Source organism: Streptomyces sp. NPDC002994, assembly GCF_040611155.1.
Classification (GTDB): Bacteria; Actinomycetota; Actinomycetes; order Streptomycetales; family Streptomycetaceae; genus Streptomyces.
The window spans coordinates 74993-95395 of record NZ_JBEXNQ010000008.1 but is presented as its reverse complement, the minus strand read 5'-3'; the positions used below and the strand labels follow the sequence as shown (position 1 = coordinate 95395).

At 70.0% G+C, this 20403-nt stretch carries 20 protein-coding genes; 8 read left to right on the top strand and 12 right to left on the bottom strand.

The genetic code is table 11. The features are described from left to right. The first annotated feature begins 57 nt into the window (after positions 1 to 57). The 3 genes from ABZX79_RS12700 (at position 58) to ABZX79_RS12690 (ending at position 2540) form a co-directional block, all read left to right on the top strand. On the top strand, positions 58 to 546 hold the full coding sequence (locus ABZX79_RS12700; RefSeq protein ID WP_355255167.1) for a MarR family winged helix-turn-helix transcriptional regulator: 489 nt from the start codon (positions 58 to 60) through the stop codon (positions 544 to 546). Positions 547 to 634: 88 nt separating this feature from the next. Next, entirely contained in the window at positions 635 to 2107 is a 1473-nt protein-coding gene (locus ABZX79_RS12695) for an MFS transporter (RefSeq protein WP_355255164.1), read from the top strand. A gap of 31 nt (positions 2108 to 2138) precedes the next feature. Then, positions 2139 to 2540 (top strand): pyridoxamine 5'-phosphate oxidase family protein, encoded by a 402-nt coding sequence (locus tag ABZX79_RS12690; protein WP_355255161.1) that lies wholly within the window; start codon positions 2139 to 2141, stop codon positions 2538 to 2540. 5 nt (positions 2541 to 2545) lie between these two features. Here ABZX79_RS12690 and ABZX79_RS12685 read toward each other — a convergent pair whose 3' ends face one another. After that, the gene (locus tag ABZX79_RS12685; protein WP_355255159.1) at positions 2546 to 3505 is read right to left on the bottom strand and encodes an SMP-30/gluconolactonase/LRE family protein; all 960 of its coding nucleotides are present in this window, start codon (positions 3503 to 3505) and stop codon (positions 2546 to 2548) included. Positions 3506 to 3561: 56 nt separating this feature from the next. On the opposite strand from ABZX79_RS12685, the gene ABZX79_RS12680 reads away from it, so the two are divergent. Beyond that, a complete protein-coding gene (locus ABZX79_RS12680) occupies positions 3562 to 4029 on the top strand; it encodes an Lrp/AsnC family transcriptional regulator (RefSeq protein WP_355255156.1) in 468 nt (155 codons plus the stop codon). Here ABZX79_RS12680 and ABZX79_RS12675 read toward each other — a convergent pair. The 6 genes from ABZX79_RS12675 to ABZX79_RS12650 all read right to left on the bottom strand — a co-directional run bounded on the left by ABZX79_RS12675 (position 4005) and on the right by ABZX79_RS12650 (position 8796). After that, a complete protein-coding gene (locus tag ABZX79_RS12675) occupies positions 4005 to 4481 on the bottom strand; it encodes a hypothetical protein (protein ID WP_355255153.1) in 477 nt (158 codons plus the stop codon). The two genes, ABZX79_RS12680 and ABZX79_RS12675, sit on opposite strands and share 25 nt — an antisense overlap. Positions 4482 to 4660: 179 nt before the next feature. Continuing rightward, entirely contained in the window at positions 4661 to 5428 is a 768-nt protein-coding gene (locus tag ABZX79_RS12670; protein ID WP_355255150.1) for a succinate dehydrogenase iron-sulfur subunit, read from the bottom strand. After that, on the bottom strand, positions 5428 to 7182 hold the full coding sequence (gene sdhA / locus ABZX79_RS12665; RefSeq protein ID WP_355255147.1) for a succinate dehydrogenase flavoprotein subunit: 1755 nt from the start codon (positions 7180 to 7182) through the stop codon (positions 5428 to 5430). The genes ABZX79_RS12670 and sdhA overlap by 1 nt, the downstream gene beginning before the upstream one ends. Positions 7183 to 7204: 22 nt before the next feature. Next, the gene (locus ABZX79_RS12660; protein ID WP_215131955.1) at positions 7205 to 7681 is read right to left on the bottom strand and encodes a succinate dehydrogenase hydrophobic membrane anchor subunit; all 477 of its coding nucleotides are present in this window, start codon (positions 7679 to 7681) and stop codon (positions 7205 to 7207) included. Between the two features lie 7 nt (positions 7682 to 7688). Continuing rightward, entirely contained in the window at positions 7689 to 8069 is a 381-nt protein-coding gene (gene sdhC, locus ABZX79_RS12655) for a succinate dehydrogenase, cytochrome b556 subunit (RefSeq protein ID WP_214921237.1), read from the bottom strand. Positions 8070 to 8217: 148 nt separating this feature from the next. Then, complete coding sequence (locus ABZX79_RS12650) at positions 8218 to 8796, bottom strand: 2-oxo-4-hydroxy-4-carboxy-5-ureidoimidazoline decarboxylase (protein ID WP_355255691.1); 579 nt, start codon at positions 8794 to 8796, stop codon at positions 8218 to 8220. A gap of 210 nt (positions 8797 to 9006) precedes the next feature. Between ABZX79_RS12650 and ABZX79_RS12645 the strand changes: the two genes are divergently transcribed. The 4 genes from ABZX79_RS12645 to ABZX79_RS12630 all read left to right on the top strand — a co-directional run bounded on the left by ABZX79_RS12645 (position 9007) and on the right by ABZX79_RS12630 (position 12865). Continuing rightward, entirely contained in the window at positions 9007 to 10650 is a 1644-nt protein-coding gene (locus ABZX79_RS12645; RefSeq protein ID WP_355255688.1) for a glycoside hydrolase family 20 protein, read from the top strand. Positions 10651 to 10795: 145 nt separating this feature from the next. Further along, positions 10796 to 11629, top strand: coding sequence for a DUF4328 domain-containing protein (locus ABZX79_RS12640; RefSeq protein ID WP_355255143.1), 834 nt, complete (start codon positions 10796 to 10798; stop codon positions 11627 to 11629). A 33-nt stretch (positions 11630 to 11662) separates the two neighbouring features. Next, positions 11663 to 12169 carry a hypothetical protein gene (locus ABZX79_RS12635; protein ID WP_355255140.1) on the top strand — a complete coding sequence of 169 codons (507 nt, stop codon included), beginning with the start codon at positions 11663 to 11665 and terminating at the stop codon, positions 12167 to 12169. A gap of 108 nt (positions 12170 to 12277) precedes the next feature. Then, entirely contained in the window at positions 12278 to 12865 is a 588-nt protein-coding gene (locus tag ABZX79_RS12630; protein WP_355255137.1) for a hypothetical protein, read from the top strand. A 4-nt stretch (positions 12866 to 12869) separates the two neighbouring features. Here the strand turns inward: ABZX79_RS12630 and ABZX79_RS12625 are convergent, their stop codons facing one another. The 5 genes from ABZX79_RS12625 to ABZX79_RS12605 form a co-directional block, all read right to left on the bottom strand. Further along, entirely contained in the window at positions 12870 to 13373 is a 504-nt protein-coding gene (locus ABZX79_RS12625; RefSeq protein ID WP_355255134.1) for a DUF1877 family protein, read from the bottom strand. Beyond that, the gene (locus tag ABZX79_RS12620) at positions 13370 to 14125 is read right to left on the bottom strand and encodes a hypothetical protein (RefSeq protein ID WP_355255131.1); all 756 of its coding nucleotides are present in this window, start codon (positions 14123 to 14125) and stop codon (positions 13370 to 13372) included. The genes ABZX79_RS12625 and ABZX79_RS12620 overlap by 4 nt, the downstream gene beginning before the upstream one ends. 92 nt (positions 14126 to 14217) lie before the next feature. Next, entirely contained in the window at positions 14218 to 16968 is a 2751-nt protein-coding gene (locus tag ABZX79_RS12615) for an FG-GAP-like repeat-containing protein (RefSeq protein ID WP_355255129.1), read from the bottom strand. A gap of 227 nt (positions 16969 to 17195) precedes the next feature. Further along, positions 17196 to 19643, bottom strand: a complete 2448-nt coding sequence (locus ABZX79_RS12610) for an N-acetylmuramoyl-L-alanine amidase (RefSeq protein WP_355255126.1) — start codon at positions 19641 to 19643, stop codon at positions 17196 to 17198. Further along, the gene (locus ABZX79_RS12605; protein WP_355255123.1) at positions 19643 to 20053 is read right to left on the bottom strand and encodes an MmpS family transport accessory protein; all 411 of its coding nucleotides are present in this window, start codon (positions 20051 to 20053) and stop codon (positions 19643 to 19645) included. The genes ABZX79_RS12610 and ABZX79_RS12605 overlap by 1 nt, the downstream gene beginning before the upstream one ends. Between the last annotated feature and the right edge of the window lie 350 nt (positions 20054 to 20403).

Sequence of the window (20403 nt, the reverse complement as noted above, 5' to 3'; positions counted from 1 at the left end):
TCCGGGAAGCTCTGCTTCTGGATAATCCGTCACGGATCGAATTGCTACGCTGGTGGCATGACTGCCATGACGCCCGCCCGCACCGAACCGGACCTGTCCTTCCTCCTCGACCACACCAGCCACGTCCTGCGCACCCAGATGTCGGCCGCACTCGCCGAGATCGGCCTGACGGCGCGGATGCACTGCGTACTCGTCCACGCCCTGGAGGAGGAGCGCACCCAGATCCAGCTCGCCGAGATCGGCGACATGGACAAGACCACGATGGTCGTGACGGTGGACGCCCTGGAGAAGGCCGGCCTCGCCGAGCGCCGTCCCTCCGCTACGGACCGGCGCGCCCGGATCATCGCGGTCACCGAGGAGGGGGCTCGCATGGCCGCGCAGAGCAAGAAGATCGTCGACCGGGTGCACAGGGAAGCCCTCGCTCCGCTCCCCGACGAGGACCGGGAGACCCTCCTGCGCGCCCTGAACTTCCTGGTCGGCGACGGCCTGTCGGCCCCCGCCGAGAACCCGCGTCCCGCACGCCGGGCGCGTCAGCCGAAAAAGTAGGACCCAAAAGTAGGTCCGAAAAAAATCGTCTGCAACAAAACTATCTGCTAACGTCTCTCCTGTCGCCCCAACTGACAGGAGAGACCGCATGTTTGACGCATCCGCCGCCACCCCTCGCTCACGCCGGCTCGCCCTCGGCGTCATCGCCACCGGGATGCTGATGATCATCCTCGACGGCTCCATCGTGACCGTGGCGATGCCCGCCATCCAGCAGGACCTGGACTTCACCCCCGCCGGACTCAGTTGGGTCGTCAACGCCTACCTGATCGCGTTCGGCAGCCTGCTCCTGCTCGCCGGACGGCTCGGCGACCTGATCGGCCGCAAGCGCATGTTCCTGGCAGGCACCGCGGTCTTCACCGCCGCCTCACTCCTGGCCGGCGTGGCCACTTCCCCCGCCGTACTCATCGCCGCCCGCTTCCTCCAGGGCATCGGCAGCGCGATGGCCTCAGCCGTAAGCCTCGGCATCCTCGTGACGCTGTTCACCGAGCCCAAGGAGCGCGCCAAGGCGATCGCCGTCTTCAGCTTCACCGGCGCGGCAGGCGCGTCGATCGGCCAGGTGCTCGGCGGCGTACTCACCGACGCGCTCAACTGGCACTGGATCTTCTTCATCAACCTGCCGATCGGCCTCGCCGCCCTCGCGATCGCCGTCCCCGTCCTCCCCGGCGACCGAGGCCTCGGCCTCAAGGCGGGCGCGGACATCCTCGGCGCCGTACTCGTCACAGCGGGTCTGATGCTGGGCATCTACACCGTCGTCAAGGTCGAGGAGTACGGCTGGACCTCGGCCCGCACCCTCGGCTTCGGCGCCCTCACCGTCGTCCTTGTCGCCGCGTTCCTCGTTCGTCAGGCCACCGCGAAGAACCCGCTCATACCGCTGGGCGTCTTCCGTTCGCGCAGCGTCTCCGGCGCCAACCTGGTCCAGATCCTGATGGTCGCCGCGCTCTTCTCCTTCCAGATCCTGGTCGCCCTCTACCTCCAGAAGGTGCTCGGTTACGGCGCCGCCGAGACCGGCCTCGCGATGCTCCCGGCGGCCGCCGTTATCGGTGCGGTCTCGCTCGGCGTCTCCGCTCGCCTCAACGCACGCTTCGGCGAGCGCAACGTCCTGCTGGCGGGCCTCGTACTCCTCATCGGCGTACTGGGCCTCCTCGCCCGCGTCCCCGTACACGCCAACTACGCCGTCGACCTGCTCCCGGTGATGCTGCTCGCCGCCGGCTTCGGCCTCGCCCTCCCGGCGCTGACCACGCTCGGCATGTCCGGCGCGAGCGACGAGGACGCCGGGCTCGCCTCCGGATTGTTCAACACCACCCAGCAGATCGGCATGGCCGTGGGCGTCGCGGTCCTCTCCACCCTGGCGGCCTCCCGCACCGAAAGCCTCGCGGCGGACGGCAAGACCCAGGCCGAGGCCCTGACCGGCGGCTACCACCTCGCCTTCGCGGTGGGCGCCGGGCTCCTTGTCACCGCTTTCGTCGTCGCCTTCACGATGCTGCGCCGCCGCCCCGAGCAGCGGCCGGCCCCCGAGCAGGCCGACAACACCCCCACCGCCACCCACCCCGTCACGGTCTGACCGACCACCGCCATTCGAAAGGCAGCTCCCCATGAACGCGAACTCCACCACGAAGAACGACGGCCCGGCGCCCCGAGTGCTCACCGACGAAGAACTCTCCCAGCTCATGCGGCGGCAGCAGTTCGGCGTACTCGCGAGCGTCAGAAGCACCGGTCACCCGCACCTGTCGACCGTGCTCTACGACTGGAATCCCGAAGAGCGCGTACTGCGCGTCTCCTCCACCGCCGACCGCCTCAAGGTCCGCCAGCTGCGCCGCGACCCGCACACCTCACTGCACGTCAGCGGCCCGGACGTCTGGTCGTTCGCCGTGGCCGAGGGGGAGGCGGAGATAGTCGACCCGCCGGGCGAGAAGGCGCCCGACCGTCGCGTCGTGATCCAGATCAAGGTCTCCCGCCTGTACGGGACGGCCCTGGACATCCCCGCCCAGGGCTGAGGCCGTCAGGGCGTACGGCGGATCCGGGGCGCACCCGTCACGGACATCACGACCGAGTACAGCGTCGTCGTGGCCGTGATGAAAGCCCGGTTGTTCTTCGGGCCGCCGAAGGAGATGTTCGAGACGGTCTCGGGGACGAGGATGCGGCCGATGAGCGTGCCGTCCGGGTCGTAGCAGTGGATGCCGTCGTCCATCGCCGCCACCCACAGCCGGCCCTCGTCGTCGAATCGGATGTTGTCGAAGCGCGCCCCGTTCCGTGCCTCGGCGAAGACCTTGCCGTCGGAAAGGGTGCCGTCCTCCCGGACGTCGAATACATCGAAAACACGGATACAGCCGCCCCGCGTGTCGGAGACGTACAACTGCCGCTCGTCGGGGGAGAAGACGAGGCCGTTCGGCGCCTCGGTGCTGTCGGTGACGAGCCGGACCTCACCGGAGGACGGGTCGACCCGGTAGACGTTGCGGGAGCCGATCTCGCTCTCCGCGCGGAAGCCCTCGTAGTCGCTGGTGATCCCGAAGTCCGGGTCGGAGAAATAGATCGAGCCGTCGGAGTGCACCGCCGCGTCGTTCGGGCTGTTGAGCCGCTTGCCCTCGAAGCGGTCGGCGATGACGGTGATCCGGCCGTCGTGCTCGGTACGGCTGACGCGGCGGTTGCCCTGCTCGCAGCTGATCAGCCGGCCCTCGCGGTCGAGGGTGTTGCCGTTGCTGTGTCCGGCGGGGGAGCGGAAGACGCTGACGGCGCCGGTCGTCTCGTCCCACCGCAGCATGCGGTCGTTGGGGATGTCGCTCCAGATGGTCTGCCGCCAGGCGGGCAGATAGAGCGGCCCCTCGGCCCAGCGGCAGTCGTCGTACAGCTTTTCCAGCCGCTCGTCTCCGTTGGCACACCGTCCGGTGCGGAAGCGCTCGTCCAGGATCTCGTAAATGGAGGTACGGCCGGTGGAGGACAAGATCAAGCCCTTCTGCTGCATGGCTGAACATCATTCGGCCCTGAATGATTATCGCAGGATGGGATACGGTGGCAAGTGTGGATTCCATAGACCGTGAACTCGTCGCCCTGCTCCAGCAGGACGCCACCCAGTCGTACGCGGCCCTCGGCAAGGCCGTCGGCCTCTCGGCGGGCGCCGCCCATGAGCGCGTACGCAAACTCCGCGAGCGCGGCGTGATCCGCCGTACGACGGTGGACGTCGACCCGGCGGCGCTCGGGCGCGGCGTACTGGCCTTCGTCCACGTCGAGTCGTCGGCCTGGATGGGGGATTCGGCCGCCGCCTTCGCCGCGATCCCGGAGATCCAGGAGGCGCACGTCATCGCCGGCAGCGCGTCCGTACTCGTCAAGGTGCGTACGTCGACGACTGAGCAACTTCAGGACGTACTACGGCGCTTGTACGAGATCGAGGGCGTCAGCGGCACCCGGGCGACGGTCTCGCTGGAGACATTCTTTGAGCGGCCGGTGACCCCGCAGGATCCGTCTCAGGCGCTCAGCGACCGGGCGTAGTTGACCTGGCCCATGACCATGTGGAAGGTGTGGGGGCCGAGGGCCGGGACGACCGTGGAGTGGTGCCGGCCGCCGCTGGTCACCGTGACCTGGATGTAGCCGGTCGTCACCTTCTCCTTCATCAGGAGGAACAGCAGACCGAGCAGACAGAAGACGAAGAAGACGATGGCCAGCACGACCGCGGCCGTCGGCATCCTCTCCTCCGTCCGGGACATGTCGGTGACCGTCCACACCGCGCCCTTGAGCGGCATCGTGCCGGACGGGGTCACGATGCAGTCGGTCATGACGGTGATGTCGCCGATCGACAGGAGGGGCGCGGGCGCGAAACCCGCCGGCGGGCCGACGTAGGGCATCGGCTGCTGCGGGTAGCCGTAGCCGGGGACCGGCCCCCACTGGTAGGCCCCGTTCGGATCGCCGTCCGCCGCGTACGGGTTCGGATTCTGATCGCTCATGATTCCCGGTACTCCCGTCGGCCGCCCGCCTGCAATGCCCCTGATCCTGGCATAACGGACTGGGGTGAGGGGGCGCTTTCAGTCGGCCTGAGCACGGCGAGCACGGCGAGCACGCCGAAGGCCCCGGCCTCCGGTTCTCACCGGAGGCCGGGGCCTTCGTACAGCTTCACCCGAAAGGATTAGAAGCGACGCGTGATCAGCGCGCGCTTCACTTCCTGGATGGCCTTCGTGACCTCGATACCGCGCGGGCAGGCGTCCGTGCAGTTGAACGTCGTGCGGCAACGCCACACGCCGTCCTTGTCGTTCAGGATCTCCAGCCGCTGCTCGCCGCCCTCGTCACGCGAGTCGAAGATGAAGCGGTGCGCGTTGACGATCGCCGCCGGGCCGAAGTACTGGCCGTCGTTCCAGAACACCGGGCACGAGGACGTGCACGCGGCGCACAGGATGCACTTGGTGGTGTCGTCGAAGCGCTCGCGGTCCTCGGCGGACTGCAGACGCTCACGCGTCGGCTCGTTGCCCTTCGTGATGAGGAAGGGCATGACGTCGCGGTACGCCTGGAAGAACGGGTCCATGTCGACCACGAGGTCCTTGAGGACCGTGAGGCCCTTTATGGCCTCGATCGTGATCGGCTTCTCCGGGTTGATGTCCTTGATCAGCGTCTTGCAGGCGAGCCTGTTCTTGCCGTTGATCCGCATCGCGTCGGAGCCGCAGATGCCGTGCGCGCACGAGCGACGGAAGGTCAGCGTGCCGTCGGTCTCCCACTTGATCTTGTGGAGACCGTCGAGCACACGCTCCTTCGGGTCGATCTCGATCGGGAAGTCCTGCCACTCGGCCTCGGCGGAGATCTCCGGGTTGAAGCGGCGGATCCGGAACGTGACCGTGATGTACGGGGACGGGACGGACGCGGGCTTCGCGTCCTCGACCTTGTCCAGAGTCGGGGTAGCCATCAGTACTTACGCTCCATCGGCTGGTAGCGGGTCTGGACGACCGGCTTGTAGTCGAGACGGATCGACTCGGTGCCGTCGTCGCCGACCTCGCGGTACGCCATGGTGTGGCGCATGAAGTTGACGTCGTCGCGGTTCGGGAAGTCCTCGCGGTAGTGACCGCCGCGGGACTCCTTGCGCGCCAGGGCGGACACGGCCATGACCTCGGCCAGATCAAGGAGGTTGCCCAGCTCGATGGCCTCCAGCAGGTCGGTGTTGAACCGCTTGCCCTTGTCCTGGATCGAGACGTTGAGGTAACGCTCGCGCAGCTCGCCGATCTTCTCGACCGCCGTCTTGATCGTCTGCTCGGTACGGAACACCATCACGTTGGCGTCCATCGTCTCCTGGAGCTCCCGGCGGATGTCGTGGACCCGCTCGGTGCCGGTGTTGCTGCGCAGGCGCTCGACCTGCGAGACGACGAGCGACGCCGGGTCCTCGGGGAGCTCGACGTAGTCGTGCGCCGCCGAGTACTCCGCCGCCGCGATACCGGCGCGCTTGCCGAAGACGTTGATGTCGAGCAGCGAGTTCGTACCCAGACGGTTCGCGCCGTGCACGGACACGCAGGCGACCTCACCGGCGGCGTACAGACCCGGAACGACCGTGGTGTTGTCCGCGAGGACCTCACCCCTGACGTTCGTGGGGATGCCGCCCATGGCGTAGTGCGCGGTCGGCTGGATCGGGATCGGGTCCGTGTACGGCTCGATGCCCAGGTACGTACGCGCGAACTCCGTGATGTCCGGGAGCTTCGCGTCGAGCTGCTCCGGCGGCAGGTGTGTCAGGTCGAGGAAGACGTGGTCGCCCTCGGGACCGCAGCCACGGCCTTCGCGGATCTCGGTGTAGATGGAGCGCGAGACGACGTCACGGGACGCGAGGTCCTTCATGACCGGCGCGTACTTCTCCATGAAGCGCTCGCCGTCCTTGTTGCGGAGGATGCCGCCCTCACCACGGGCGCCCTCCGTCAGCAGGATGCCCATGCGCCAGATGCCCGTCGGGTGGAACTGGAAGAACTCCATGTCCTCCAGCGGCAGCCCACGGCGGTACGCCGCGGCCTGGCCGTCACCGGTCAGGGTGTGCGCGTTCGACGTCACCTTGAAGAACTTGCCGGTGCCGCCGGAGGCGAAGATGACGGCCTTCGCCTGGAAGACGTGGATCTCGCCGGTGGCCAGTTCGTAGGCGACGACGCCCGCGGACTTGCGGACCCCGTCGACCTCCTGCATCAGCAGGTCCAGGACGTAGAACTCGTTGAAGAACTCCACACCCTCCTTGACGCAGTTCTGGTACAGCGTCTGGAGGATCATGTGGCCGGTGCGGTCCGAGGCGTAGCAGGACCGGCGGACCGGGGCCTCACCGTGGTTACGGCTGTGACCGCCGAAGCGGCGCTGGTCGATGGTGCCGTCCGGGGTGCGGTTGAACGGCAGGCCCATCTTCTCCAGGTCGAGAACGGAGTCGATGGCCTCCTTCGCCAGGATCTCGGCGGCGTCCTGGTCGACCAGGTAGTCGCCGCCCTTGATCGTGTCGAAGGTGTGCCACTCCCAGTTGTCCTCCTCCACGTTCGCCAGCGCGGCGGCCATGCCGCCCTGCGCCGCGCCCGTGTGGGACCGGGTGGGGTAGAGCTTCGTCAGCACGGCGGTGCGGCTGCGCTTCGTCGACTCGATGGCCGCGCGCATGCCCGCGCCACCGGCGCCGACGATGACGGTGTCGTACTTGTGAATCTTCATGGTGGTTGCCTCAGCCCCGCGCCTAGCGGATGTTCGGGTCGAAGGTGAAGATCACCAGCGTGCCCAGAAGGACGGTGAACACCGTGGCGGTGTACAGCAGGTTCTTCAGCCAGAAGCGGGTGTTCGGCCGCTCCGCGTAGTCGTTGATGACGGTACGCAGGCCGTTGGCGCCGTGCAGCATCGCCAGCCACAGCATGAGCAGGTCCCAGGTCTGCCAGAACGGCGAGGCCCAGCGGCCGGCCACGAAGGCGAAGCCGATCTTGGACACGCCGCCGTCCAGCACGAGCTGGATCAGCAGGTGGCCGAGGACCAGGACGACGAGCACGATGCCGGACAGCCGCATGAACAGCCAGCCGTACAGCTCGAAGTTCGTACGGGTGGCCTTGGGCGTCTTCTTGGTACGAACGCGGGGCGCTTCGATGACGGGAGCCGGGTTGTCCACGTCGTAGAGGCTTTCGCCCTCGACGGGACCGACTGCGGGAGTGGTGGTCTCAGACATCTCTGCGTCAGCTCCCGAAGACTTCGCGTACGGCATGGCCGAGCACGGGGTAGAGGGCGCCTGCCATCAGCACGATCCAGATGCCCATGACGGTCCAGAGCATCTGCTTCTGGTACCGGGGGCCCTTGGACCAGAAGTCCACGGCGACGACCCGAAGGCCGTTCAGCGCGTGGAACAGGATGGCGGCGACAAGGCCGTACTCGAGCAGCGCTACGAGAGGGGTCTTGTAGGTGGCCACGACATCGTCATACGCCTCGGGAGAGACGCGGACGAGAGCGGTGTCGAGGACGTGTACGAACAGGAAGAAGAAAATGAGGACGCCGGTGACTCGATGAGCCACCCAGGACCACATACCTTCCCGGCCGCGATACAGCGTTCCAGCCGGCACGGAAAAACCCTCCGGGAGCGGGGATAGGGGCCATGCCGGCTTCAGTGTCGGTCTGGCCCGGCCGGGTACGGTCCACCGGCCCCGGCCATCGTAGCGACGACTTGTCGGTTCGTTCGCGCGGGGTCCACACGTGTGATCAAAGTGGCACTCAAACGGGCACGGACGGGCTATCGGGCCGGTCCGGGCAGCCGGTGTGGCCTGCTAGATCGGTGTTTGTCGTAAAAGCGCCCGCAATCTGCGGATCAGAAATGAGATGGGCGAGCCGTCCCCTGGCCAGCCTGCGCAGCTCGTCGGCGGCGACCACCCGCTCCTCGTCCGGTTCGTTGCCCAGTCGTGACCGGATGCCCGCCAGGACCTGGTCGAGACGCTCCTCGGGGCCAAAGCCGTCCAGGCAGATCACGAAGGCGTGGCCGAAGCTGCTCTCGTACGCCGCGTGGGCCGCGCGCAGCGCCGTGTACGCGGCGGCCGGGGCGCCCTCGCCCGGGCCCGCTGGGGTTTCGCCGCTCAGCGCGTCGGCGATCTCGTCGCGGCTCAGGTCGTACGCCGCCTCGTCGGCCGCGGCGAGCAGCGCGTCGAGGTCGGGGTACGGGCGGGTCTCGGCGATGCGCCGCGCCCAGCGCAGGCTGCGGCAGCAGGCGAGCAGGGCGGACTCGGCGGCGTCGGCCGGCGCGGCGTTGAAGCGGTCGAGGCCGAAAGGGGGCGCCGGCCTGCGGCTCTGCTGGGGCAGGGCCGTACGTCCCGGCGATTCGCTGGACAGCGTGAGCTCCTCGGAATGGGGCCGGCGAGAAGGGTGGGGTGGATGAGTAGCAACGCTATCGACGCCAGGAGGACGCTGTCCGACGGATGCGCGAATCTCACTCGAACGGGAGAGTTCGGACACACATACTGGAGGATTACTGGACGATTGGGGGGCTGATTGGGCATCGTTCGCCCAATGATGTCGCAATTCCGGGGGCCGCTGGCCGTAGCCGCCGTCTCCCTGATCGTCCCGCTCATCGCCACCGCCGCAACCTCTGGACCGTCGGCGTCGTCGGCACCCGCAGAACCGGCAGCACAGCCGAAGAAGTCGGCGGCACCAGCAGCGCCGGCAGCATCAGCAGCACCGTCGAAGCCCGCAGCGCCGTCCAAGCCACCGGTGGAGCCGGCGGTGAAGGCAGGACCGACCAAGGCGCCCAGCGCCGTCCCGTCCGTGCAGAAGTACGAGGCCGCGACCGGCCCCGGCTGGAAGCCCCAGCCGTCCACGCGTGTCGTCGTGGCGCCGGACAACAGCAAGGCGCTCGGCGACGAGGGCAAGCTCCTGGCCCAGGAACTGAAGCGCGGCTACTCGGCCGCCGGGTCCGGCCGCGCGGGCGACATCGAGCTGGCGCTGGCGCCGGGCGGTGCGCCCGAGTCGTACACCGTCACGGTCCGTGACGGACGTGTGCGGGTCACCGGAGCCGACGAGGCCGGCGTCTTCTACGGGACCCGCACCGTCAAGCAGGCCCTGCGCGCCGACGGCCGCCTGTCCGAGGGCGTCGTTCGCGACAAGCCCGCCAAGCCGCAACGCGGCCTGATGCTCGACACCGCGCGCAAGCACTACAGCGCGCGGTGGATCGAGGACACCGTCCGCGAGATGGGCGACCTCAAGCTCAACCAGCTCGTCCTGCACTTCTCCGACGACCAGGGCTTCCGGATCTCGTCCGACAGCCACCCCGAGATCGTGTCCGAGCAGCACCTCACCAAGGCCGAGGTCCGGCGGATCGTGAAGCTGGCCGCGAGCCGCCACATCGCCGTGATCCCGGAGATCGACTCGCCGGGCCACCTCGGCTCGGTGATGCGCGCGCACCCGGACCTCCAGCTGCGTGACGTCAACGGTGTGCCGACACCCGGCGCCATCGACATCGCCAACCCCGACTCGGCCCGGATCGTCGACGATCTGCTCCGCGAGTACGCCGATGTCTTCCCCGGCCGGTACTGGCACCTGGGCGGCGACGAGTACCAGGCGCTCATGAAGCGGAACCCGGAGGCGTCGTACCCGGGGCTCGCCCGCGAGGCCGTCCGCAAGTACGGCCCGAACGCCAAGATCCAGGACCTGGCCACCGGCTGGCTGAACGACCGCGCCGCGACCCTTCGCCCGTACGGCAAGCACCTCAAGTCGTGGAACGACGGGCTGCACGCGGGCGGCGTCGTCAAGGCCGACCAGGACCGCGAGGTCGAGTACTGGACCGGCAAGGAACTGGGCGCGCGGCAGCCGGCGGAGTATCTGAGCGAGGGCCGCACGATGGTCAACGCCAACGACGAGTACCTCTACTACGTACTCGGCGAGCCCAACACCTTCACCTATCCGACGGGCCGCCGGATCTACGAGTCCTGGACGCCGTTGGTCGTGCGCGGCACCGACCCGGTGCCGTCGCGCTACGCGGACCAGATCCAGGGCGGCCGCCTCGCCATCTGGGGCGACCTCCCGAACGCCCAGACCCAGGAGCAAGTCGCGCGCGGCATCCACCTCCCGCTGCGCGCCCTCGCCCAGAAGGTCTGGGACCCGAGCACGCCCAAGTTGAGCTGGGAGGGCTTCAAGGCGCTGGCGGAGCGCACGGGCTGAGTACGTACGGCCTGAGCTGTGGATTCGTGATGGACGGCCCGGTCGGCGGCGGCGTATCTTCCGCATGCAGCCGCCGCCCGGCGTCCGCACATTCTTCACGCCTCTGGGGAGGGGCGTACCGGCGCTCTTGGGGGGCTGCCCAGTCATGCTGTGCGCGAACTGCGGTACGGAAAAGGCCACTACCGGTGAAGGGCTCTGCGACGGCTGCGTGATCGCCGCCGCCAACTCGGCGCCGCCGCCGCGCGCGCCCGTGGTGCCGCTGTCCGGGCCGACCGCGGTGCTCCGCTCGCCGGTCGGACTCTCGTACGCCGTGATGGCGCTGCTGGGCGCCGTCATCGCGGCCGACTGCTTCTCGCTCTTCGCCTCGTTCCGTCTCCGTGGTCAGATGAGCGCCCTGACGTCGGGAGACCTCTCCGGCCTGACTACCGAGGAAGCCGAGCTCTCCGACGCTCTGATGGCCGCCTCGACATTCTTGTACGTCTTCGCACTGCTCGCGACGGCCACGGTGTTCATCGTCTGGTTCTTCCGGGTGCGCAGGAATGCCGGTGTCTTCGCGCCGGATGTCCCGCGCAGGGGGAGCGGCTGGGCGATCGGGGCCTGGTTCATCCCGTTCGCCAATCTCTGGATTCCGCGAGGGATCGCCGTGGACGTGTGGTCGGCGAGCAGGCGAGACCCGTACAGCCTGGAGGCGGCCAAGGAGGAGCCCCACACCGTCCTGAACGCGTGGTGGACGGCATGGGTGGTGTCGGCGCTGTTCGACAGGTTCGCCGCCAACAGTTACAAGAAGGCCGAAGCGCCGGACGAGATCCGCGACGCCCTCGACCTGATGGTCGCCGGCGATCTGCTCGACATCGCGGCTGCCGTGCTGGCCGTCTTCTTCGTGCGCGCGCTGACGCGCATGCAGCACCTGAAGGCCACGACCGGGCCGGCCGATTCGACCGACCCGGCCACAGAGCGCCCTGTCGTGGGCAGAATGTGACAGCACTGTTGGGAGCCGTGGGGGGAGCGGGGCATGGGGTTCTGGGGATACTTCGTGGTCGGCAGGAGCGGGCGGCCGCTCGTTGAGCTGGCCGCGCTCGCGGACGTACGGGAAGGGCTGACGCTCCACGAGACGCGTGGGGACGGGTGGCAGGTGTGGGTGCGGCCCAGTGAGCCGCAGGTCGGTGACATGGGGGCGCTCGCCCGCGGCGTGTGCGGAGAGACGGGGATGCCCGCGCTGTTCGCGTTCGTCATGGACAGCGACTGCGTGGTCCTGGAGGCCGCCACCACCGCGACGGCGGCCGGGTCCTGGTTCGGCTGCCTGGGGCGCGAGGCGATGGCGGGCTACCTGAGCGTCGACGGGCTGGTCCTGGAGGACCTGTTCCTGTCGCCGGAGAAAGCCGCGGCGAAAGCGGCGGAGTGGGCGGCCGCGACCGGGCGGACGGTGGCCCCGGGCGCACTGCTCGACGTACTGCGCGAAGAGGCGGATCCGGTGGCCGAGGAGCTCTTCGCGCGCTTCCTGGACCGGCTCGGGCTGTGATCGTCGGTGACCGGGTGGTGAGCGCACTGTGACGTAAACGCGGCGCGGTACGCAGACGGAAGGAGAAGGTCCGCACCGAGCGGGCCCTGCAGTGCCGAGGGAGGCACCGTGACCCTGGTGGAACTGATCGGCCGCGCCGACGAACGGGCCCTGGCGGCGAGCGCGGTGGCCTGCCTGGACCGCTGCCTGCCCCTGCTGGAGTACGTCGACGGTGCCGGGCGTATCGGCCTCGACACGGACGAGGCCCTCAGACCGCTGTGGGCCGCGGTCGAGGAAGGCGAGGCGTGGCTCGGCCGGCTGCGCAGGGTCGCCGCCGTGGTGGAGCGGGTCGCCGGGGCGGCCCCCGGCGAACTGGCCGGCTTCGCCATCCGCATGGCCGCCGCCGTCCCCACCGCTTACGACAAGGCCGCGCTGCGTGAGTGGGCCGAGGACTGCTCGGCGGCGGTGCTGGAGGTCCATCTGCGGCTGGACGGGGTGGCGCCGGGCGGCGACGAGGCGCGGGTGAAGGCGTACCGCAACGGCGAGACCGACGGCATCAGCCCGCTCACGGCCGGCGAACTGCGCCGCCAGTGCCAGCTCCTCGAAATGCTGTCCGAGGACTCGGGCGGCGGCCTGAACCACGCCCTCCAGCTCTCCAACGAGGGCAAGCGCGTGCTGCGGGCCGCGGCTTCGCGCCGGGCCCGCAGCAGCGGCTGACACCTCACACAACGAGCCACTTCACGACCGCGTGGCCCTCGGCGGCGGCGGCGCGCGCGTAGAAGGCGCGCAGCTCGGCGTGATGGCCGGCGAAGTGGTCCCGGACCTCCGAGGGGTCATAGGGCTGCCCGTACCGCGCCGTCAGTTCCTCGTGTCCGGCCTGCCACAGCGCGTCGAACGACACCGTGGCCAAGTACGCGGCCGCCTCCGCCACCTGCGGCGGGGTCATGACGAGGAACGGCGGCAGCTTGTGGCCGGGGTAGTAGACCGGCCGCCCGCCGAGTACGGGGAGCGCCTCGGGGCCGGGCGGGCCCGGACGGTCCGGCGGTGACGTACCCACGTACAGGCGCTCGAAGTCGAGATAGTCCTTGTCCAGTACGGCCTCGGTCCCGGCCCGGCAGCGCGCGCGGATGACGTCCCAGTCGTCCTCGAACAGTGCCTGCAGCCGGTCCCTATCGTTGGTCAGATCTGCCGGAGGCACCGAACGCAGGTGGAAGTAGAAGCTCAACTCGCGCCCTTGCCCGCGTGCTCCGTCAGCTTGGCGGTCTGGCTGGTGAAGAGGTCCTGCGGGAGCTTCGACTTCGACGGGTCGGTGAGGTGGATCGTGAAGAAGAGCGCCACCGTGTTGTCCTCGCGCACCGCCGTGAGGTGCATCGGGACCTGCGTGCCACCGGCCTCGCCCGTCATCACCCAGGACACCGAGTCGTCGGCGGCCTTCGCGCTCTCTCCCGGCTTCACCGAGACGTACTTGACCGTGGCGCCGCCGTTGTTGCCGCTGGTGGAGAAGCCGCCCGCGCAGTCGGTGACCGCCTTGCGCAGGCTGTCGAGCGTCTGCTGGGCGCCCTCGCCCTCGTACGAGAAGAGGCTGGTGGTGGTGGACAGGCCGGGCGTGGCGCCGGAGCTGTAGTTGCGGCTGGACCAGGCCTTGGCCTCGGGGGTACGGGCCGTTCCGGAGGCCGTCGCGTCGGCGAGGGGGCTGCACTCCGGCTTGTCGGACTTGGGGCGGACGGGGGTGGGGGTGTTGTCCACGCCCTCGAAGCCCTTGGCGTCAGCCGGGGTGACGAGCGCTGCCTTCAGCTGGGCCGCCGTCAGGACCGCGCCGGCGGGCTGGTCGGCGGGCTGCTCCGCTGTCGGGTTGGAGTCCTTGGCGTCCTTGGCGGGCGACGCCGGGTCCGAGCCCGCACAGCCGGTCGCGAGAGCGGCCAGCAGGGCGGCGGCGGTGACGGCCGGTGCGAGACGGCGTGAAGCGAGGGTCTTCATGACTGCCTTCGGTAGAAGGTAAGGAGGGGGACAAAAGGACCGGGGCCCCTCCTGGTCGGAGGGGCCCCGGGGGTGTGCGTGTGGGGCCGGTGTTACGGGTTGAGAACCTTGCCGATGTTGACGCCCGCCGGGGCGCCGAGCGACGTGCGGCCGTAGTAGATGCCGGAAGAGGTGACGACGCCCGACGTGCTGCTGTTGTCGAGCTGGAGGACGGTGCCGTTGTTCGTGTCCTCGCCGTCCGCACCGATCGCCAGGTCCGCCCGGGTGTACCCGGACAGGTCGGTCAGCGAGACCGCCGAGCCGAAGCGGTCGTTGGCCTCGGCCGCGCCCGGGACACCCGAGGTGTCCTGGGAGTAGGCGACGGAGCCGGTGCCGGTTGGCCCGGTGGACGTACCGAGCAGCAGGAGGGTCTGGCCGGCGTTGGCGTACGAGACGCCGCTGCGGGTCAGGTCCTCGCCCGGCAGACCGGCGAGGATGTCGCCGTACCCGTCGAGGTTGACGTCGCCGATGGAGACCGACGCACCGAGGTCGTCACCGGTCTCGCCGCCGCCCGGGACGCTCGTCGTGTCCTGGTGGACGGTCTTGACGCCGGTGGAGGTGAGGCCGGTCGACGAACCGAACACGGCGCTGACCGCACCGCCCTTGGCGGTGTGACCCGACTCGGTGGCGGACGGCTGGCCGACCGCGAGGTCGGTGTAGCCGTCACCGTTGATGTCGCCGGAGGCCAGCGAACGGCCGCCCTTGGCGGTCAGGATGCCGACACGCTGGAGACCGGACGACGAGCCCTTGAGCCACAGCAGGCGTCCGGCGCCCGCCGGGTCGCGGTAGGAGACCGCCACGTCGGCGTAGCCGTCGCGGTTGAAGTCGCCGCTCGCGGCGGAGGCGTAGGAGACGGAGCCGGTGTACGCCGCCGTGTTGAGGTAACCGTTCTTCGCGGCCCCGGTCTTGGAGTCCCAGGCCCACCAGCGGCCCGGCTTGCCCGGTGCGACGGAGAAGACGTCGGACTTGCCGTCGGCGTTGAAGTCGCCGGTGGCGACGGTGGCGCCGAGGGCTTCGCCCGCGGTACGGGTGGCCTCGGCCGTCCAGTACGACGTGCCGGAGGTGAGCCCGGGGCCGTACATGACGGTGACCGAACCGATGTTGGTCTGTGTGGACGTGCCGTTCTCGCCGGGCGCGCCGACAACCAGGTCGGCGAAGCCGTCGCCGTTCACGTCGCCGTACGCTGACGAGGAACCGAAGCGGTCGTCGCCCTCGGAGCTGCCGGGGACGCCGGGGCTGTTCTGGTTCAGGGTGCGGCGGGACTCGGCGTCGGCGACCGGGCCGTCCGTGGAGCCGGGCAGCACGGTGATGGTGCCGTCGCCGCTCGCGACCTTCGGCGTACCGACGGCGAGGTCGGTGATGCCGTCCCGGTTGAAGTCGGTCGTCGGGAGCGCGGAGTTGCGGCCCGCGCCGGACGCGAACTTACGGATCGCCGGCAGCTTGCTGTACAGGTTGGCGCCGGGGCACGCGGTGGCGAAGCCGTCGCGGTGACCGGAGATGGTGTTCAGCGTGGCCATCTGGCCCTTGTTGTACTTGCCGGTGTCGGCGGCCGCTTCCAGCGTGACCGTGCCGGTCGGGCTGACGCCGTACTGGCCGAGCTTCCAGGCGGCGACGCGCGCGGCCGAGTCGAGGGCGGCCTGGGTGGGCTTGCCCGTCTCGAAGTTGCCGAGCAGCGCGATGCCGGTGGAGTAGGAGTTGAAGCCGTACGTGTGGGCGCCGAGGACGGGCAGGTCGGCGCCGCCCTCACGGCCCTCGAAGATCTGGCCGCACTTGTCGACGAGGAAGTTGTAGCCGATGTCCTTCCAGCCGTCGTAGCCGGAGCGGGGGGTCACGTGGTACGCGTAGATCGCCCGGATCATGGCGGGGGACTCGGCGCAGCTGTAGTTGTTCGAGTCGACCGTGTGGTGAATGAAGACGGCCTGGACCTTGTCGATGTACTCGGGGTCGCTGTAGTTCGTGGCGAGCGACTTGTCCGGGCCCCACCCTGCGCGCAGGGTCATCGGCGGCCGGGTCACGGTGGACGGCGGCGCGGTCGGGACGGTCGGGGTCGGCGTCGGCGTGGCGGTGTCGGTCGGCGTGCCCGTGGGGGTACCCGTGTCCGTCGGCGTGGCCGTCGCGGTGTCGGTCGGCGTGGCTGACTCGGTCGCGGTGTCGGTGGGCTCCGGCTCCGTCGTCGGGACCGTGGTGGCCGTCGCCGTCGCCGTCGCCGTCTCCGTTGCCGTTTCGGTCGGCGTCGGGGTCGCGGTCTCCTCGGCAGCGAATGCCGCGCTGAATGCCGCGCTCTGCGCGTCCGCGCCCGGTGCCTTGGCCTCCTTGGCCGTTACGCCCGGGTCAACCAGGGTCAGTTCGAGACCCTTGGGCAGACCGGCGGTCGCGGTGCCGTCGGCGCGCACGATGCGTGCCTCGACGGCGTCGGAGGGCCCGACCCACAGCGGCTCCGACATGCCCGGCAGCTTGGCCTTGGCGTCGCGCTTCTCGGCCAGGTGCTGGTCGAGGTGCACCTCCAGCCACTTGCCCCACTCGCCGGTCTCGCGGTTGCGCGTACGCACCTCCGCTTCGCCGTCGATCTCCGCGTCCGGGTCGGCCCACGTGACGCCGACCAGCGAGAAGGGGTCGGTACCGGTGCGCGGCAGCTCGCGCTTCTCGGCGCCGGTCCCCTTGAAGGTGAGGGAGTGCACCTCGGCCTTGCGCGGCTTCAGTCCGTCCTGCGCCGGGTCTGCGTCGGGATTGGCGATGGCGACGGTTACCGCCCCTGCACCGCCGAGTACGACCGCGCCGACGGTCAGCCATGCTCGGCGTTTCATACTCAGCGGTCTGTAGGCATGCGACTTGCGCGGGCTCAAATCCCTTACCCCTCATGAGAGTTCATTTGCGGCGCGCCTCGCGCGGAGGGCGCCTGTTTTACCCAGCGAGCCGTGCCGCGCAAACGTCACGCTGGTCGAGGGGGTTGTGGCGCAGATCACTGCGGCGGGGCGGGGCGGGACGACAGCGATGACCTGCCGCCCGCCCCGCCCCCGCCGTGTCGGCTCCGCTACGGGGCCACTACCTCGCCGACGCGGGAGCCCGCGGACGCGCCGAGCGTCACGGGGCCGGCGTAGAGGCCGCTCGTCGGTACTGGGCCGGCCGCGCCGGTGCTGAGCGCGAGCACGGTGCCGTCGCCGGTGTTCTCGCCGTCGGCTCCGATGCCGAGGTCGGTGTAGCCGTCGCCGGTGAGGTCGGCGAGGGCCACCGTCGAGCCCAGGCGGTCGCCCGCCTCGGCGGCGCCCGGCATGCCGGGCTGGTCCGTGTCGTACGCTGCCGAGCCTGCTGCGTTCAGCCCGCCCGCGGAGCCGGGTACGCGCAGTACCGCGCCCGCGTCGGTGGCCGCCGCGGTGACGTCCTTGCCGGGGATGCCGGCCAGTACGTCGGCGTACCCGTCCGCGTCGGTGTCCGCGGCCGCGACCGAGGTGCCGAGCGCGTCGCCGTCGGCCGGATCACCGGGGACGCCTTCGGTGGCCTGGTCGAGAACGGCCGCCCCGGTGCTGGTGAGGCCGGTGGCGGAGCCGTGGAAGGTGGCGATCTGGCCGCCGTTCGGTGCGCCGGGGCGGCCGACGGCCAGGTCGGCGTAACCGTCACCGTTGAGGTCGCCGGAGGCCAGCGACCGGCCGCCGGCGCCGTGCAGGACGGCGGGCGCGTCGGTGCGCAGGCCGGTCGCGGACCCGGACACCACGACCAGGGGCGTCGCCCCTTCGGGCGTACGGAAGGTGAGGGCGGCGTCGTCGTAACCGTCGTGGTTGAAGTCGCCGGTGGCGACGTCGGCGTCCAGGACGGAGCCGGAGGCGAGCGCGAGAGGCGCGGAGAAGGTGCGGTCGGCGCCGTCGACGGCCCAGGCCCGGCCGCTGCCGGGTGCGACGGCGAGGATGTCGGAGCCGCCGTCGTGGTCGAAGTCGCCGGTGGCGAGCGCCTCGCCGAAGCGGTCGCCGCTCTGCCGCGCGCCGGGCGCGACGCTCAGCATCGACGGCTGGGAGACGAACCCGTTCGCGGTGCCGCGCAGCACGGTCAGTACGCCTTCGTCGGTGGCCCCGGCCGTGATCTCCTCGCCCGGCGCGGCGACGACGAGGTCCGCGAAACCGTCGCGGTCCACGTCCCCGTACGCCGTGGCCCCGCCGAACGCGTCACCGGTCTCCGAGCCGCCGGGCACGCCGGTCGTCTCCTGGTTGACCACGATCTTGTACGCCGTCTGGGGGCCGCTGCCCCCGCCGGGGACGACGGTCACCTGGCCCGCGCCGCTCAGCGTCCCGGCGCTCGCGCGGGGGAGGCCGACGGCGAGGTCGGCGTGCCCTTCGCGGTTGAAGTCGCCCTGCGCGGCGGGCGTGTTCGCGGCGGAGGCGGCCGTGCGGATGGCGGGAAGGTCGGCGTAGAGGTTGCTGCCGGGGCACTCGGTCGGGTAGCCGTCGCGGTGACCGGAGATCCGGTCCATGACGACCTTCTGCCCCGCGGTGTACTTGCCGTTGTCGGCGCCGGCGGTCAGGGTCACGGTGCTGGTGGGGTTGTGCCCGTACAGGCCGAGCTTCCAGGCGGCGACCTTCGCGACGGACTCGCGGACGGCGGGTGTGGCGGTGGCGGTGTTGTAGTCACCGAGGACCGAGATGCTGCTGGTGTCGGTGTTGAAGCCGTAGGTGTGCGCGCCCTGGACGGGCTTGTCGATGCCGCCCGCGCGGCCCTCGAAGACGGTGCCGCACTTGTCGACGAGGAAGTGGTAGCCGATGTCGTTCCAGCCCTGGCTCTTCACGTGGTACGTGAAGATGCCCCGGATGAGCGAAGCGGACTCGGCGCAGGTGTAGTTGTTCGTCCCCGTGGTGTGGTGAACGAAGAGGGCCTTGGTGTCGGTCGTGTACGTCGGCGGGCCGCCGACGATCGACTCGTCGGCGCCCCAGCCGGCCCGCGAGGTGACGGGCGGCTGCGCGGCGGCGGTGGGGGTGGCAGAGGCGGTAGCGGTACGGGTGGTCGCTGTGGCGGCGCCCTCGGGGTCGACCAGTTCGACGCGCAGCCCGTCCGGCAGCTCGCGCTTCCCGGACGCGCGCAGCTGTACGCCGTCCGAGGGGCCGGTCCACAGGGGCTGAGTCCCGGCGCGCAGGCCGGGCTTGGCGTGCTCCGGCCCGCTCTCCGGCGTACGTACATCCGTGTCCAGCGCGCGCCAGCCGGACCAGGTGCCGGTGCGGCTGTCCCGGGTGCGGACCTCGGCCGTACCGCCGAGCTGGGCGTACGGGTCGTCCCAGGTGAGGCCGAGGAGGCTGAACGGGGGGGTGGTGCGCGGCGCGAGCGCGCGGACCGCCGGGTCGCTGCCGACCGGGACGGCGAGGGTGTGCAGGGTGCCGGACTTCGCGGGGGTGGTGGCCGGCGCGTCCGCGAACGCGGCGGGGCCGACGAGGCCGAGTGAGCCGGCGACGAGGGAGGTCGCGGCGAGCAGCACGGCGGTGCGGGAGACGGTGGCGCGCATCAGCCGAGGCTCCCGTCGCCCTTGGGCAGCGCGCCGGTGCAGGTGGCGCGGCCGAATTTACCCATGGCCATCGCGCGTTGGACATGCTTGCCACGAATGGCGAGGGTGCAGCTGGCCTCGCCGCCCTTCTCGTCGAGGGTGATGTAGACGCTGGGCGCCTTGCCGACCGGCACCTGTACGGACTTCTTCCACGGCAGCTTCACACCGGACACAACGGTGGCGTCCCCGGCCTCGTTGCGGGCGAGGTAGGAGATGTCGGCGGTGCCCTGGCCGGTGACCTCGTAGGTCACCTCGGTGGTGGGGACGGCGCGGGGCTTCGGCTTGTCCGGCGTGTCGAGAATGCCGTAACCGACGAGTCCGCCGCAGGCGACAAGAAGCGTCAGGGCGACGGAAATTGCGCGCCAGTCCATTCCCTTTGGCTCATCCGTCGAAACCTCTGATTTTTCGACAATTTCCGTCGCTGGCGACATGGGAAGTCCATCTTTCGATCGGCGGGGAAAATTCGGAACCGGCCGGTTATACACCAGACGATCCGGCGCGCGCGAGCATGCGGAAGAAGCGGACGTGTCCGAATTGTTCGTCGGGTTGACGTGACGCAGTCAACATGACTAGACATCACCGTGCTCCTGGCCAGGGGTGATGAGAGTTCACCCCCGAAGCCGGTCCTGCAATACGGGACCGGCGTAATTGGCGTCCCCGTTTTTCGGGCCGCCCCAGGAAGGTAATTGTGAATATAAGGTTGGGGAGATTCATCTCCTGC

Coding starts and splice junctions, on each gene's coding strand:
- ABZX79_RS12700 (WP_355255167.1), top strand. CDS start 58: ATGACTGCCATGACGCCCGCCCGCACCGAACCGGACCTGTCCTTCCTC.
- ABZX79_RS12695 (WP_355255164.1), top strand. CDS start 635: ATGTTTGACGCATCCGCCGCCACCCCTCGCTCACGCCGGCTCGCCCTC.
- ABZX79_RS12690 (WP_355255161.1), top strand. CDS start 2,139: ATGAACGCGAACTCCACCACGAAGAACGACGGCCCGGCGCCCCGAGTG.
- ABZX79_RS12685 (WP_355255159.1), bottom strand. CDS start 3,505: ATGCAGCAGAAGGGCTTGATCTTGTCCTCCACCGGCCGTACCTCCATT.
- ABZX79_RS12675 (WP_355255153.1), bottom strand. CDS start 4,481: ATGAGCGATCAGAATCCGAACCCGTACGCGGCGGACGGCGATCCGAAC.
- ABZX79_RS12670 (WP_355255150.1), bottom strand. CDS start 5,428: ATGGCTACCCCGACTCTGGACAAGGTCGAGGACGCGAAGCCCGCGTCC.
- sdhA (WP_355255147.1), bottom strand. CDS start 7,182: ATGAAGATTCACAAGTACGACACCGTCATCGTCGGCGCCGGTGGCGCG.
- ABZX79_RS12660 (WP_215131955.1), bottom strand. CDS start 7,681: ATGTCTGAGACCACCACTCCCGCAGTCGGTCCCGTCGAGGGCGAAAGC.
- ABZX79_RS12645 (WP_355255688.1), top strand. CDS start 9,007: ATGTCGCAATTCCGGGGGCCGCTGGCCGTAGCCGCCGTCTCCCTGATC.
- ABZX79_RS12640 (WP_355255143.1), top strand. CDS start 10,796: ATGCTGTGCGCGAACTGCGGTACGGAAAAGGCCACTACCGGTGAAGGG.
- ABZX79_RS12635 (WP_355255140.1), top strand. CDS start 11,663: ATGGGGTTCTGGGGATACTTCGTGGTCGGCAGGAGCGGGCGGCCGCTC.
- ABZX79_RS12620 (WP_355255131.1), bottom strand. CDS start 14,125: ATGAAGACCCTCGCTTCACGCCGTCTCGCACCGGCCGTCACCGCCGCC.
- ABZX79_RS12615 (WP_355255129.1), bottom strand. CDS start 16,968: ATGAAACGCCGAGCATGGCTGACCGTCGGCGCGGTCGTACTCGGCGGT.
- ABZX79_RS12610 (WP_355255126.1), bottom strand. CDS start 19,643: ATGCGCGCCACCGTCTCCCGCACCGCCGTGCTGCTCGCCGCGACCTCC.
- ABZX79_RS12605 (WP_355255123.1), bottom strand. CDS start 20,053: ATGGACTGGCGCGCAATTTCCGTCGCCCTGACGCTTCTTGTCGCCTGC.